At 58.0% G+C, this 15,187-nt stretch carries 13 protein-coding genes; 10 read left to right on the top strand and 3 right to left on the bottom strand.

Annotated features, from left to right (window positions below; genetic code table 11):
* Window positions 1–141: 141 nt before the first annotated feature.
* Window positions 142–618 carry a MarR family transcriptional regulator gene (locus QCD60_RS25255; protein ID WP_279789626.1) on the top strand — a complete coding sequence of 159 codons (477 nt, stop codon included), beginning with the start codon at window positions 142–144 and terminating at the stop codon, window positions 616–618.
* Between the two features lie 66 nt (window positions 619–684).
* Here the strand turns inward: QCD60_RS25255 and QCD60_RS25260 are convergent, their stop codons facing one another.
* Both QCD60_RS25260 and QCD60_RS25265 read right to left on the bottom strand, forming a co-directional pair.
* The gene (locus QCD60_RS25260) at window positions 685–1,572 is read right to left on the bottom strand and encodes an alpha/beta hydrolase (RefSeq protein ID WP_279789628.1); all 888 of its coding nucleotides are present in this window, start codon (window positions 1,570–1,572) and stop codon (window positions 685–687) included.
* 261 nt (window positions 1,573–1,833) lie between these two features.
* Window positions 1,834–3,585, bottom strand: coding sequence for a sigma-54-dependent Fis family transcriptional regulator (locus QCD60_RS25265; protein WP_279789631.1), 1,752 nt, complete (start codon window positions 3,583–3,585; stop codon window positions 1,834–1,836).
* A 327-nt stretch (window positions 3,586–3,912) separates the two neighbouring features.
* On the opposite strand from QCD60_RS25265, the gene QCD60_RS25270 reads away from it, so the two are divergent.
* From QCD60_RS25270 to QCD60_RS25285, 4 genes are all read left to right on the top strand, one after another.
* A complete protein-coding gene (locus QCD60_RS25270; RefSeq protein ID WP_279789634.1) occupies window positions 3,913–5,391 on the top strand; it encodes a benzaldehyde dehydrogenase in 1,479 nt (492 codons plus the stop codon).
* Between the two features lie 67 nt (window positions 5,392–5,458).
* Window positions 5,459–6,250, top strand: coding sequence for a coniferyl-alcohol dehydrogenase (locus tag QCD60_RS25275; protein WP_279789636.1), 792 nt, complete (start codon window positions 5,459–5,461; stop codon window positions 6,248–6,250).
* 124 nt (window positions 6,251–6,374) lie between these two features.
* Window positions 6,375–7,313 carry a transporter gene (locus QCD60_RS25280; RefSeq protein WP_279789638.1) on the top strand — a complete coding sequence of 313 codons (939 nt, stop codon included), beginning with the start codon at window positions 6,375–6,377 and terminating at the stop codon, window positions 7,311–7,313.
* Between the two features lie 119 nt (window positions 7,314–7,432).
* Window positions 7,433–8,539 carry a PA0069 family radical SAM protein gene (locus QCD60_RS25285; RefSeq protein WP_279789640.1) on the top strand — a complete coding sequence of 369 codons (1,107 nt, stop codon included), beginning with the start codon at window positions 7,433–7,435 and terminating at the stop codon, window positions 8,537–8,539.
* 22 nt (window positions 8,540–8,561) lie between these two features.
* On the opposite strand, the gene QCD60_RS25290 is transcribed toward QCD60_RS25285, so the two are convergent.
* A complete protein-coding gene (locus QCD60_RS25290) occupies window positions 8,562–9,716 on the bottom strand; it encodes a GGDEF domain-containing protein (protein ID WP_279789642.1) in 1,155 nt (384 codons plus the stop codon).
* A 533-nt stretch (window positions 9,717–10,249) separates the two neighbouring features.
* Here QCD60_RS25290 and QCD60_RS25295 point away from each other — a divergent pair.
* From QCD60_RS25295 to QCD60_RS25315, 5 genes are all read left to right on the top strand, one after another.
* Entirely contained in the window at window positions 10,250–10,978 is a 729-nt protein-coding gene (locus tag QCD60_RS25295) for a dienelactone hydrolase family protein (RefSeq protein ID WP_279789644.1), read from the top strand.
* A 57-nt stretch (window positions 10,979–11,035) separates the two neighbouring features.
* A complete protein-coding gene (locus tag QCD60_RS25300) occupies window positions 11,036–11,818 on the top strand; it encodes an SDR family oxidoreductase (RefSeq protein WP_279789647.1) in 783 nt (260 codons plus the stop codon).
* 101 nt (window positions 11,819–11,919) lie between these two features.
* Window positions 11,920–12,351, top strand: a complete 432-nt coding sequence (locus QCD60_RS25305; protein ID WP_279789649.1) for a nuclear transport factor 2 family protein — start codon at window positions 11,920–11,922, stop codon at window positions 12,349–12,351.
* Between the two features lie 89 nt (window positions 12,352–12,440).
* Window positions 12,441–13,298, top strand: a complete 858-nt coding sequence (locus tag QCD60_RS25310; protein WP_279789651.1) for a fumarylacetoacetate hydrolase family protein — start codon at window positions 12,441–12,443, stop codon at window positions 13,296–13,298.
* Between the two features lie 9 nt (window positions 13,299–13,307).
* Entirely contained in the window at window positions 13,308–14,546 is a 1,239-nt protein-coding gene (locus QCD60_RS25315) for a DUF3500 domain-containing protein (RefSeq protein WP_279789653.1), read from the top strand.
* Window positions 14,547–15,187: the final 641 nt, after the last annotated feature.

The raw sequence follows: 15,187 nt of genomic DNA on the forward strand, positions 1-15,187 counted from the left end.
GACATGAATTGCTCAATGACAGATCGATATGGTGTGTAATGAAGCGAGCGGGCCAGCGCATTTGCCTCAACACATAATATCAACTAACCTGATATTGAATTGATACTAAGACTGCATTTGGAAAAGCGCAAGGCGGTAGTGATGAAAAAAAATGTTACGGAAGCCGTAGCCGATGACAGCCTGAGTACTGAAGGGCGCAAGCCGCTGGGCGTGTCCTACCTGATCGGGCGACTGGATCGTGCTCTCAACCGGCATATCCGCCAGGCCATCGCCCCACTGGGCCTGACCATTGGCCAGTACACGGCGTTATCGGTATTCAGTACACGTGGCCAGCTATCCAATGCCCAGCTGGCAGAGCGCACTATGGTCTCTCCGCAGGCAGCCAACGAGCTGATCAAGGGAATGGAGGCAAGAGGCTGGATCGAGCGCCAGCCCGACCCCAATCATGGCCGGATCATCCAGATCAGCCTGACCGCAGAAGGTCATGCCCTGCTGACACAGTGCGACGATGCCATTGCTGAGCTTGAGGCTCAGATGCTGGAGGAGCTGTCAGAAGATGAGCAAGGCACACTGCAAAAGCAGCTGCGCAATCTGGTGAGAGTGCTGGCGGAGATCTGATCTCCACCAGCCTTGTGCGGGTTGCTGCAAACCGCTTGTATTACCAGAAGCGGTGTCAGTACAGGATCAGCCCATATAGCGCCGGATAAAGGCGGCCGCCTCAACGATGGACTGCATCCCCTCATCCAGTGCGGGCGCGAAAAGCTGCCACGAATGGCACATACCCGGCCACAGCTTCAGCTCCGCCTGACCGCCCGCCGCTCGGATACGCTCGGCCATCACCACGCTGTCATCGCGTAGCATTTCCGTTGAGCCAACATGCAGCAGCACGGGCGGCAGCACCGGTAACGGGCTATAGAACGGCGTTACCGCAGGCGATCGCCGGTCGCCATCGCCAATGAACACCGTCAGAAACAACTCGCTCATGGCCCGGTTAAGCAAGGGTGCTTCGGCCAGCGTCGTGTGCGACTCGGTGTCATTGGCCAGATCCAGCGCCGGAGACATCGCCACCACGGCAGCGGGCTGAGGTAAACCGAGCCGATTGATACTGACCGCGGTCGACAGTGCCAGATTGCCTCCTGCCGAATCCCCCGCCAGCGCGATCTGCCCCGGCTGATAACCCTGTGCCAGTGCCCACTGATAAGCGTGCAGACAGTCGTCATGCCCTGCCGGTGGCGGATTCTCCGGTGCCAGCCGGTAATCGACGCTCAGCACGGTGACACCACCTGCCTGTGCCAGAAAACTGGTGATGGTGTTGTAACACTGCGCCGACCCCATGATAAAACCGCCACCGTGGTAGTAGATCACCAGCTTGCCGGGATCGCTGTCCGGTGAACTCAGCAGATCCGCCGAACAGGGCCCGAGATTGACTCGTTTCACCTGTGTTTCCGGAGCCATCGGAAACACCGCATTCAACCCTTCAAACCAGTCGCGCAGCGCCGCAATACCACCACTCTGGGGAGGCGGATTGCCCTTGCTCTGCTCCAGCAGCATGGCCAGTTGCGCATCAGACATGCTGACCTCCCTGCCCTCTGGCAAGGCACAGTGAAACGGAGCGTCGGATCACAGGATGGGGCTGCCCGGTGACACAGGCCATTGATTGGATTATTGCCATAGCGAATTCCTGTTGTTGTTTTTGAGAAGGAAACGACGGTGCATAGTCAGGTTGAGCCCTGTGCCTCAGTGCTTTTCACCATCACACAATATCAATCTACCTGACATATTTTTGATACTAGCGCCAATTTTCTTCTTTCCGCAACAGACAAATATGCACACTTAACTTTTCTTCAGACGATACGCCAGCTGCGCCCGACTCAAGCCGAGCTGCCTTGCGGCGGCAGCCAGATTGCCATCAGCCTGCGTTACCGCCTCCTGCAACAGGCGCTGCTCCAGCTGCTCCATGGACAATTCATCACCCGCCAGCTGCTGCAACTGCTCCCACAGCGACGCTGCCGAAGTCTGTGGTTTATTGCTCAGCGCTCCCTGCCGGTTGACAGAAAAAATCATGCTCTGAGGAATTTTCTCGTTGCGAAACAGATGGGGAATATCCACTAACCCGCCTTCGTCGGCGGCAATAACGCCACGCTCGATAAGATTTTGCAGCTCGCGAATATTGCCGGGGAAATCATAGTTGAGCAGCGCCTGGGTGGCCTTTTGCGTCATCCCGCGCAACTGGCGGCCATGCAGCTGGCAGTAATGCTGGAAGAAATGGCTGACTAGCAGCGGAATATCATCACGCCGCTCACGCAGCGGCGGTAATGGAATGGGAAAGACATTGAGGCGATAGAACAGGTCTTCACGGAACTCACCGCGTTTGACGGCATCACGCAAGTCTTCGTTAGTGGCCGCAACCACCCGCACATCGACCTTGATGGCACGGCTGCCGCCGATACGCTCCACTTCTCGCTCCTGCAGCGCACGCAGCAACTTGCTCTGTCCGGCGGCACTCAGCGTGCCGATCTCATCGAGAAACAACGTACCTCCATGAGCACGCTCAAAGCGCCCGGCACGGCTGTGAGTGGCACCGGTAAAAGCCCCCCGCTCAACACCAAACAGCTCCGACTCCAGCAGATTCTCCGGGATGGCCGCACAGTTGAAGGCGACAAAAGGCTGCTGGCTGCGAGGGCTGAGGCGATGGAGCATGGTGGCAAACAGCTCCTTACCCACCCCGGACTCCCCCGTCAGCAATACCGTCGCCTGCGTTCCCGCGACCTTCTGCAACGCATGACTGGCGGCAGTGAACGCGGCCGAGGCGCCAATCATTTTCACACTGTTGTCAGCCTCTGCGGTTGTCGCCACCACGGTGGATTGCTCTGCAGATATCACTGCGGGACTGGCATACCCCTGCGGATTGAGATAGCGCAAATCCTCCTCGGCATCGGGCCACAGCTCCGCGGTTTTACCTAGTACGCGGCACTGACGGCTGCCCATGGATCGACACTCCACCTCACGAAACAGTACCAGTCGCCCCACCAGACCACTGACATAGCCAATGGCATACCCCAGCTCCAGCCAGCAGGCCGGATCGGTGCCGATACCATAGGCGGCGATATGTTCATCGTCCTCACTGCTGTGATGCCAGATAAATTCCCCCTCATAACGTCCCTGCTCGGTATCAAACTCAAAGTGCACCGGTTCAACCTTCACCACCCCTTCCAGCCCGTGCAGCTGCGTACCGGCCCCGAAGATGGAGGCCGGATCAGCGTCCGGCCAGCGCTGCCGCACCAGCTGAGCATCACGCGTACCCGACACATAGCCGGTGCGGGTCAGCAGCCCCCGGGCAGCCTCGATACCCAGCGTATCGATCAGCTCCCGGCGCAAGGTGCCGAGCGAAGAAGCATGAATCAGCAGCATGCGCTGGTCGTTGAGCCAGATACGTCCGTCACCGGGCGAAAAGCACAGGCACTCGGTCAGCTCTTCCAGTGTGGGCGAATGCTGATAGTCCAGCTGGCTGGAGTTGCCACGCAGCAGAACCCCTGCATCGAGACGAGACAGGTCGGCAAGTGAAATACGGCCAGGGTTCGTCATTGTTGTTATTCCCCGAAAAAGACAGTGACTGACGCCGGCAGGCATTGGCTCGCCGACTTCTTCCTGAGTGGAGGGTGCCTCCTGGCAGGTTGCGCAAATCATCAATTTTTTATCAGTTTACTTGATACTCTTTACCAAATGAGAAATCCAGCGCTTTACATTGGGCGCTGCAGTGGATGCATTCCAGACCACAGATCTAACTAATATCTTTATAAAATTCAGACAGTTATTAATGTCTCATCAGGCTTTTCAGGGTCTGATCGACGATTGGGCACAGCGTTTGCGATAGCTGCCAGACAAGCTCAATTGCTGAATGGAGACCCAATAATGACAACAAGTACATCCTCCACTGCCGTGCTCGACCATCATCTCTGGCATGGCAAGCTGTTCAACGGAGACTGGATTAACGCCAGCGGCGGCCTGAACCCGGTGCAGGAACCTGCAACGCAGGAGACGTTGACCATCACCGGGATGGCCACCGCCGAAGACGTGCTGACAGCTGCCACCAGTGCCAAACTCGCACAACAGCAGTGGGTGAAGATGCCTCCCCGAGAGCGTGCGGCCATCTTCCTGCGGGCCGCCGACTATCTGCAACAGCATTTCGATGAGCTGAGCCTGTTTATCGCCCGTGAAACCGGCGGCATCATCCCCAAGGGCCAGCATGAAGTACGCGAAGCCATTACCCTGCTGCAGCTGTCCTCCGCCATGCTGCTGCAACCCAACGGCCTGACGCTGCCCAGTATCCCGGGTCGGCTGTCCTACGCCCAGCGCGTTCCTCACGGTGTGGTCGGTGTTATTTCGCCGTTCAACTTCCCGCTGATTCTGTCACTGCGCTCCATCGCGCCTGCACTGGCTACCGGCAATGCGGTGGTGAGTAAACCTGACCCGCAAACACCGCTGAGCGGCGGGCTGATTATGGCACTGGCCTTTGCCCATGCGGGCCTGCCCAAGGGCTTGTATCAGGTCCTGCCCGGCGGTGTCGAAGCGGGTGAAGCCCTGTGCAATGCCCCTGAAATCGGCATGGTAGCCTTTACCGGTTCAACCGCAGCAGGCCGTAAAGTCGGAGAAGCCTGTGGCCGCAATCTGAAAAAAGTCGCGCTGGAGCTGGGGGGAAAAAGCTCGCTGATCATCCTTGATGATGCCGACCTCGACCTCGCCGCCAGCAATGTGGCCTGGGGCGCTTATATGCATCAGGGCCAGATCTGCATGGCCTCCGGTCGCATCCTGGTGCAGGAAAACGTGGCTCCGGCGCTGATCGCCAGGATCGTGGAAAAAGCCGTCCACCTGCCCGTCGGCGACCCAACCACCGGGCAGGTGGCGCTGGGGCCTCTGATCAACCATCGTCAGCTGCAACGGGTGCACAGCATCGTGCAGGATTCGATCGCCGCCGGTGCCCGGCTGGAAGCAGGCGGCAACTACGACGGGCTGTTCTACTCTCCCACCGTGCTGTCCAACGTGACGCCCGGCATGCGCTGTTTTGATGAGGAAATCTTCGGCCCGGTCGCCACTATAGTCACCTTCCAGAGTGACGAAGAGGCCGTGATGCTGGCCAACGACACCGAATACGGTCTGGCCGGGGCGGTGATCTCTGCCGATATCAATCGCGCCCTTACCCTCGGCCAGCAACTGCATACCGGGCTGCTGCATATCAATGATCAGACAGTCAATGACGAATGTATCAATCCGTTCGGCGGCTGCGGCAACTCAGGCAACGGCGGCGGTGTAGGCGGCCCGACCGACTGGGACAACTACACCCACTGGCAGTGGGTAACCATCAAGGGTGAGCCGACCCGCTACCCCTTCTGAGCACCTGTTCACCATCGGCTGCATCACGGCGCCTCCGCCCTGCACCGACGTTTTCCCACGACTGTCCATGAACAATAAAGAGAACAACATCATGAACCTGCACAACAAAACCCTCGTCATCACCGGTGTCGCCTCTGGTATCGGTGCCGAAGTCGCCCGGCTGGCCCGTTTTCAGGGTGCGCGGGTCATTGGTCTGGATCGCAATGCCCCGGCCATGACACTGGATGATTTTATTCAGGTCGATCTGAGCAGCACTGCACAGATCGACGCTTTGGTCGATGCACTGCCCGCCAGCATTGATGGCCTGTGCAATATCGCCGGTGTGCCGGGCACCGCGCCTGCGGATCTGGTCGGTAAGGTCAACTATCTGGGCCTGCGCCATCTGTGTCAGGCACTGCTGCCCCGCTTCACACCGGCTGCGGCGATTGTCAACATCGCTTCGATACTGGGGGCGGAATGGCCCGCCCGGCTGGAGCAGCACAAAGCGCTGGCGGCCACGGCCAGTTTTGCCGAAGGACAGGCCTGGCTGGATGCCAACCCCGTGCCTCAGGAAACCTGCTATCAGTACTTTAAGGAAGCGCTGATCGTCTGGACGACCCAGCAGGCTTCGCCGTGGTTCCTGCAGCACAACGTCCGCCTCAACTGTGTTGCACCCGGCCCGGTATTCACTCCGATTCTGGGCGACTTCGTTACCATGCTGGGCGAGGAGCGGGTGCAGAAAGATGCCCACCGGATGAAACGCCCCGCCTATGCCGATGAGGTGGCGGCCGTGATTGCCTTCCTCTGCTCGGATGCCGCCCGCTGGGTTTGCGGCGCCAACATTCCGGTCGATGGCGGACTGGCATCCAGCTACCTGTAACCCTTAACCGCAACCAAAACACAACGGCGACGATACGGTCTGGCCGGGTCTGGCTCCCCTCCACGCTCTGCGACCGTTCGCCGCTGCATGACACCCCGACAACAACAATAATTGAGGTTTTCCCATGCGTATCACTTCCATCGTGCTGGCCCTTGGCCTGGCAGGGCTGCCTGTTGCCGCTTCTGCCTACGATCTGCCTGCCGTCAATCTCGGCGGCACCAGTTTCTACGATGGCGCTCCGGCCCCCAACGGCCCGGGCTGGTACGCCATCGAGTATCTGCAGTCCATCAACTCCAAGCGGATGAACGACGCCGACGGCAACAAGCTCGGCCTGCCCAAACAGGACATCAACCTGTTTGTGCCTCTGACGCAGGTCATCTATCAGTCCGATCTGCACTGGGGCAATGCCTCTCCCGGCGTCACCGTGCTGCTACCCTGGGTCGCCGATGCCCGGGTCGACGACGGTCTCAACCATGCCGCACTGGACAGTCAGACCGGATTAGGTGACACCATCCTCGGTGCGTTTCTGCAGTTTGACCCCATCATGGGTGAGAACGGCCCGCTGTTCTCCCAGCGCATCGAGCTGGATGTCGGTATGCCGACGGGCAGCTATGACCCTGCCAAGACAATCAACCCCGGCAATAACTTCTGGACCATCAGTCCCTACTACGCCGCCACCCTGTGGGTGACGCCGAAGTGGTCATTCTCGGGACGGCTGTTCTACCTGTGGAATGGCAAAAATGATGATCCTTCCACCAGTCTCGGCGCTCAGCATGACAGTCAGGCCGGGCAGGCACTGCACGCCAACTTCACGACCGAATATGCGCTTAACTCCAACATGAGCGTTGGCCTTAATGGCTACTGGCTGAAACAGATCACCGATACCCAGGTGGACGGTGAAGATGTAAAAGGCCGGCGCGAGAAGGTCTGGGCCATCGGGCCGGGCATGGTCTACAAGCTCGGTCAGGAGGACTCGATGTTTGCCAACCTCTACTTCGAGCAGGATGCGGAGAACCGCGCGCAGGGCAATCGCTTTGTCCTGCGCTTCAATCACCACTTCTGATATTCAGTTGCTGTACCCGAGCTGCCGCCTTCCCCTCGGCAGCTCTTTTTATTTCCTTCTTGCAAAACGGCGCCGACAAAAATACTGTATATACAACCAGCCATTTTGAGTCTGCCGTGATGTCTGAACCTAAGGTGTTTTTCCGCCAGCCTGCCAGCCATTTACACAGCGACAAACAGGCCATGCGTCACCGTGGCGCACTGAACAACCCGCACAACCGTTTTCATGGTCAGTCACTGGAACAGGTGGATGATGGCTGGTACCACGATGCGGCAGAGGATCAGCCCTCCATTGCGACCGAGGTACGGCAGGAAACCAGCAAAAGCATTCTGTCACGCAATACCTCACCGGACATTCCTTTCGATGTCAGCCTCAACCCCTATCGCGGTTGTGAACACGGCTGCATCTACTGCTTTGCCCGCCCCAGTCATGCCTACTGGGATATGTCGCCCGGCCTCGATTTTGAAACCCGGCTGATCTACAAGCACAACGCCGCCCGGCTGCTGGAGGTAACCCTGCAAAAACCGGGTTACCAGTGTCAGGTTATCGCGCTGGGCGCTAATACCGATGCCTATCAGCCAATTGAATCCCAGTACCGCCTGACCCGCTCCCTGCTGGAAGTCTGTCGACGCTTCAAGCAACCCTTCTCGGTCGTGACCAAGGGTGCACTGATTCTGCGTGATCTGGATATTCTGCAGGAAATGGCCAGCGAGCAGCTGTGTGCCGTGTACATCAGCCTGACCAGCCTTGACGATACGCTGCGCAGCACTCTTGAACCCCGTGCTGCCACCGTTACCGCCCGCCTCAGAGTCATAGAGCGGCTGGCCAAAGCCGGTGTGCCCGTCGGCGTGATGATGGCGCCGATCATCCCGGCGCTGAATGATGTGGAGATAGAACGCCTGCTGCAGACCGCGGCCGGTGCGGGCGCGACCAGCGCCAACTATGTGCTGCTGCGCCTGCCGCTGGAGGTCAGCCCGCTGTTTCAGGACTGGCTGCAACAGCACTACCCGCAGCGCGCCGACCATATCATGAGCCTGGTGCGCCAGACCCGTGACGGCAAAGACTACGATCCCAGCTTTGGCACACGTATGCGCGGCACCGGTCAGTTTGCCGACCTGATTGCCCAGCGCTTCAGGCTGGCCTGTAAGCGTTACGGTCTCAATCAGCGCCGCCTGCCACTGGACTGCAGCCGCTTTCAGGCACCGGGACAAATGAGCTTGTGGTGATCACGTCACAGGGGCGAAAGCGCTAGCCCAGCTTGCCAAAGATCTGATAGCCGTTCTTGCCGTTGCGCTTGGCCTGATACATGGCGCTATCAGCATTCTGGATCAGCTGTGGCAGGCTGCTGCCGTGGTAAGGGTAAAGACTGATACCAATGCTGGCGCCCAGATAATAACTCCGGTTGCCAATGTGAATGACCTCGGTGACGTAGCTGCGCAGTTTCTCCGCAATCACTCTGGCCTGACTCTCATCCTCCAGCTGGGTCGCAATCACCATGAATTCATCGCCGCCGATGCGGGCACAGATGTCAGCACTACGAGTGTGAGACTGAAGACGTCTGGCAACGATTTTCAGCACCTCATCGCCCACACTGTGCCCGGCACTGTCGTTGATGGGTTTGAAGTTATCCAGATCAATGTAAATCACCGCCAGCAGCTGATTGAGACGGCTCGCCAGCGCCAGCGCCTGCTCAAACAGCCGTCCCATATAGAGTTTGTTATTCAGTCCGGTGAGCGGATCATGAAAGGCCAGCTCCAGCGCCCGCTCTTCGGCATCCAGCAAGCGCTGCTGAAACACCAGCAGAACCGCCATCAACAACAGCAGATACTGCGCCAGCATCAGTACCGTGCCCACCAGCAAACCAAGCACTTTCCATTCCGGCAGCACCTCCATGGTGGGGAAAGCAAACAGCCAGTGCAGCGCCAGCAGGCTGCTGGTAGCCGATAAAGCCGTCATCAGGCGATGCAGACTCTTTCGTTCACGCCAGGCGGTACCTGCGACATAGAGCAGACATGCAATATTGAACGCGCTTAAACCAGCGGTGATCACCAGCGCCCGGCTGTGCATCAACCAGGTGATCAGCAGCCACAGCTCGGTAATCAGCGCGCCAGCCCAGAACCAGCGCAGTGCTGTGGTCAGATTGAAAAAACGGCAGATACCCACCGCAAGGCAGGCCTTTTCCAGAACGCTGAAGCTGCCGTAAAACAGCAGCGCCAGTGGCTCCTGTTCAAGAGAAAACAGGATAAACAGCAGCAACCGAGACAGCAGCGCGAACAGGATCGCTCTTGCCCACCAGCGGGCAGCCGCATTGGCACGGGGTATCCGGCTGAACCAGAACAGCAGGATAAAAACCACAAAATAGATGGATGTACCAATGGTGTGGACGATCTGGGTAGACAGCATAGATGCGCTCATCTCAAGCAAGAGCCAATCCACCTGACGTTTGCCGTGCTGCCGGGTAATACGCTCTCAGGCAATCCGTCGACGCCAGGCAAAAGCCATCGACTAAGCATAGTCGCCCCTGAGTGAATCCCCCTGCTCTGGCTACGCTAGCGCCAGCATGACGGGTGCCAGAAATACATCAGATCACGACAAGCCAGATAATACCCACACCCCCTCGATGACCTTCGTCATGCACGGTCTGCACTTCAGTGTCTCTACTTAGGCGTCTCCTCTGCACGATCCCCTCTTGTCGGTGCCCTTACTACCGTACTACTGCGGTTCTGACCCGCCTCGACATTTCTTCTTTCTACTTTTGTCTAATATCTGCACTTATTTTTACGATATATCGTATTTTTCATATTATCTGAAAATAAAAATTCGTACCTTCTGTTCTGGCTCAGGCCACAGTTACGAACACTGAAGCCCGGCAATCGGTTTGCGGTCTTTTGACTCGCAACACAGCCGTCAGTGGGTCGACCACCATGAGGTGATGTATGACGCAACTCGTCATTCGCGATGTGGAATATTTCCACGAGCAGGAACGCCTGCTGGGTTACTTCTGTGCCCCCGGGATGAATCAGGGCCAGACCTTGCCCGGCATCCTGCTGGTGCATGGTGCAGCAGGGATCAACCAGCAGATGATGGACTGCAGTCAGCGTCTTGCCGCGCTTGGTTACGCAGTACTGGCGCTGGATCTGTGGGGCGAACGCCGACAGCTGCGTGGGCCGGAGCAGATCGGTGCCATGCTGGGTCGCTTCGCCAGCGACCGTACCTTGTGGATGCAGCGCTTTAGCGCCGGACGTCAGGCACTGCTGGCACAGGCCGGCGTCGACAGTGCACGTCTGGGCGCTATCGGCTACTGCTTTGGCGGCACCACGGTGCTCGAAGCTATTCGTTACGGGATACCGCTGCAGGGCGTGGTCAGCCTGCATGGAGGTCTGGATCTGGTCGGTGATGACTGGTCGGCAGCCAGCCGCACGGCACAGGTGCTGATCTGTACCGGTGCAGACGATGTGATGGCCAAAGTCGATGACCTGCAACGTGTGCAACAGGCACTTTCAGCCGCTGACATCCGCTGGCAGACCGAGCTGTTCAGCCATACCAGACACGCCTTTACCGAGCCGGATCATCCGCACACTCCACCTTTTGCGGCCTATGACGCCCGTGCGGACCGCCGCTCATGGCATACCCTGCAGGCATTTTTCACTGAGCTTTTCCTTTAACCGGTTTGCATGCGCCTGCAGCCATCACACGGCAACACGCGCCCGCTGGAGAATACGATGGATCTTGGAATCAAAGGCCGCAGCGCATTTATCTGCGGTTCGTCACAGGGCCTGGGTCTGGCCTGTGCCCGCTCACTGTTGGGCGAAGGTGTGAACGTCACCCTCAACGGCCGTGACGCCGACAAACTGGCGCGGGTGACCGCGCAGTTACAGCAGGAGTTTCCGGCAGCGCATATCCACTTCGTTGCCGCTGATCTGACAACCGCCAGCGGTCGTGCCGCCATTCTGGAAGCGGTACCTACTGTCGACATTCTCGTCACCAACAATGGCGGCCCTCCCCCCGGTGAGCTGCAGGACTGGGATGAAGCAGCGTTGCTGGGTGCCATGCAGGCCAACTTTCTGCCTGCCGTACAGCTTATCCGTGCCTATATACCGGCGATGCGCAGCCAGCGCTTTGGCCGCATCATCAACATCACCTCAGCCATGGTGAAGTCACCCCACTACATGATGGGCCTGTCGACCTCGGCACGTACTGCACTGACGGCCATCTGCAAAGCCATCAGCCGTGATGTGGTGGCGGATAACGTCACCATCAATAACCTGCTGCCAGAGCGCATCGATACCCCGCGCCAGGAGTTCATGCTGCAACGCCTGATGAGCCGTGAAGGCATTGACCGGGAAGAAGCACGTCGCCGCAATACCAGCAGCATCGCGGCCAGGCGTTATGGTCGCCCGGAAGAGTTCGGTGACGCCTGCGCCTATCTGTGCAGTGCTCAGGCCAGTTTTATCTCCGGGCAGAATCTGCAGCTGGATGGCGGATCGTACGACGGTCTGATCTGACGAGTTTTTTGCTACCTGCCGGGCATTAGCCGCGACAGGTGGCTGAACGCCAGCGAACACCACGCTTTTGTCACAGTAATAAAAATAACAGGTGATACACCATGACGGCTTCCATTCCCCATGCTCAGGAAGCGGCTGACGCTCAGCCTGATGCTGAGCAGCACGCTGACATTATTGCCTTCGAGCAGGCCCGCCAGCGCGCACTGATCACTGCTGATCGCGTCGCGCTGCAACAGCTGCTGGCCGATGACCTGACCCATATTCACAGCACCGGCATGGTACACGGCAAACAGGAATTGCTGGATCACGTTGAGCGCATGGGCGGCTTTATCGCTATAGAGCGCGGCCCCCTGCATATCCGGGTGGAAGGCCCAGTTGCCATCATCACCGGCACCACGCTGAACACCGTACGTTTACGGGAAACCGGCGAACCGGTCACGCTGGACGGCTTCTCCACCCTGATTCTGCGACGGGCCGGCCATCGCTGGCAGGTGGTGCTGTCGCAGCTGACGCCCCATCGCCCCCATCATTGACGTAAAGCCGACGACGACCAAACCCACCCTTCATTTACCGAGGCACCGCGCAACTGCGCCCTTCATTCGACAGCATAGGAACAGTAAAAATGAAACTCGCACGCTTTACCGAAAATGGCACGACTCGCATTGGCAAGGTGGTCGGTGATGAGATCGTCGACTGGTCCGCCGTACCGGGTGTCGGTACCTCGATGCGGGCGCTGCTGGAAGCGCTGCCACAGCTGCAGAGCACACTGGAACAAGCCGATGGCAGGCGCTTTGCGCTCGGGCAGGTGCGGCTGGAGGCACCGGTCAACGATCCGCAAAAATTCCTTGGTATTGGTATGAACTACCGCAAGCACGCCGACGAAGCCCGCGCTGCCGGTCTCACCATTCCCTCCACTCAGCTGTGGTTCAACAAACAGGTCTCCTGCATCAACGCGCCTTTCGATCCGGTGGTAAAGCCCGCCGTCAGCGAGCAGCTGGACTATGAGATAGAAATGGGTGTGGTGATTGGTCGTCGTTGCCGTCACGTCAAAGCGTCGGATGCCCGCTCCGTGATTGCCGGGTACCTGATCGTCAACGATGTTTCCTGCCGTGACTGGCTGCGCCGCTCACCGACCTTCACTCTGGGCAAATCCTTTGATACGCACGGCCCTGTCGGCCCCTGGCTGACCACCGATGATGACATCGACGATCCCCTCAATCTGGCCATGACCCTGAGCGTCAATGGCGAAGTGCGTCAGCACTCCGTCACCGGCGACATGATCTACAACCTCTACGAGCAGATTGAATACCTCTCGACAGTAATGACGCTGGAGCCCGGTGACATTCTCGCCACCGGCACACCCTCGGGGGTCGGTGCCGCCAGCAACAACTTCCTGCAGGTGGGAGACGTGATGTGTCTGGAGATTCAGCATCTGGGCCGGATCGAACACAAAGTAATCGCCGATACCTTTGATGCCTGAGAGGTGTGTATGACGACTGCAGATTTTCGTCAGTATCTGATGCCAGCTGACTCACCCCGTATCGGTATGGCACGCAATGTGGACCCACAAACCTATGCTGCACGTATGCTGGCCACTCCCGGCGCGACAGCACTGCGGGCAGAGTGGCAACAGCGACTGGATGAGCCGCTGCGCGGCATTACTGCCGATGGCGTGGTACAGGAGGGCCTGTTCCCGTTACTGGATGAAGGCTTTGAGGTCGAAGTGGCCATGGATGCGGCTTTCGCTCTGCTGGAAACCCTGACGGAAGCCCAACGCAGCCATGTGCATTACCCCATTGATGCCAAACAGTGGCGCGCCTGGTACAACCCGGAAATTCCGTTCAACGATTTCGGCGTGCGGCTGGAAGACACCAGCGATGCCAGCAAGGACGCGTTCAGGCAGATGCTGCGGGCCTGCACCAGTGATAAAGGCTTCAGCAAGGTGCAGCAGCTGATGATCGCCAATCTGTTCCTCGGCGAGCTGTACGATGTCACCAACATCATGAATGAATGGAGCTTTCATCTGCTGATGTTTGGCACACCGTCGGCTACGGAACCCTGGGGCTGGAGTATTTACGGCCATCACGTGGGGTTCTGCTGCTTTATTCTTGGCCGCCAGATGGTGATCTCACCCACGTTCATGGGTGTCGAACCCAACATCATTGATCGCGGAGACGGTCATCCCTTCAGCCTGTTTACCGAGGAGGAACGTCTGGGGCTGGAGCTGATGCAGTCACTGTCGGCCGACATGCAGGAACGGGCCACCATCTACAAACTGATGGAAGATCCGGCCATGCCGCCGGAACGCTTCAATTTCGCGGATCAGCGCCATCTGGGCGGCGCCTTTCAGGACAATCGCATCATCCCGCTGGAAGGTGTGTGCGTCAGCGAATTTGATGAAGCACAGCGGCAAAAGCTGCTGCAAACCATCGAGACCTTTATCGAGCATCTGCCGGATGGTCCGCGCGCCGCACGCATGAAGCTGATCGAACAACATCTGGATGAGACCTGGTGGAACTGGATTGGCGGCTGTGGTGATGATGACCCCTTCTATTACCGCATTCAGAGCCCGGTGGTGATGATCGAGTTTGACCATCACAGCGGCATGTGGCTGACCAACGAGCAACCGGCCAAGTTCCATATTCATACCATTACCCGCATTCCGAATGGCAATGACTATGGCAATGCGCTGTTGCGTCAGTATCAGTCACGCCATAGCAGGCAATAGCAACCGACCAGCATCCAGCTGGTAGTGCGTTACACCGTTCGCAGTATCCTTCAAGTCAGTATTTTACGGACGCCTGCCTGATATCGACCCAGCGCGGGTCAAGCCAGAGATCAGGGCCGTCAGCGCATGGATGAGCTCCATGAGCTGACGGGGGTGGCGTCCTTTTTTCTTACACTGCTGGTTGGCTTCTTCCTGGATAGCCTCTTGTTAACTTGCCCTTTTAGCAGCCTTGCCCCCTCCCCCTGATCACTAGCGTACCGGCTCGTTTGCCTTCAACGCCTGTTCAACTTGCGAGCAGAAAAAACACGAAAACATCACTTCAATATTTTGTAGATATATCTTTTTATACGATATATCTTATTAACAGATTAACTAACTGGGAGCGGGTTTACGACAGTGCAAGTCAGCAGGTCGTAGGCACATTCCCGTCATCAGTGACCGGTCCTTACCGGCTCTGCTGAAGCTCTTTAACAACTCAGGTCACGTCATAGCGAAATCCAGACGGTTTCTTTCCAGTCACTTTCTATGAACGTGTTCACGATCTGACACAAACACGTCAGCCACAGCGGCTTGCCGCTTTTTTCGGAGGAGGCAGCCAAGGTGAACCGCTAATTCCACGATCGCCGCCCGCCAGCGGCAAA

Source organism: Pokkaliibacter sp. MBI-7 (genome assembly GCF_029846635.1).
GTDB lineage: Bacteria > Pseudomonadota > Gammaproteobacteria > Pseudomonadales > Balneatricaceae > Pokkaliibacter.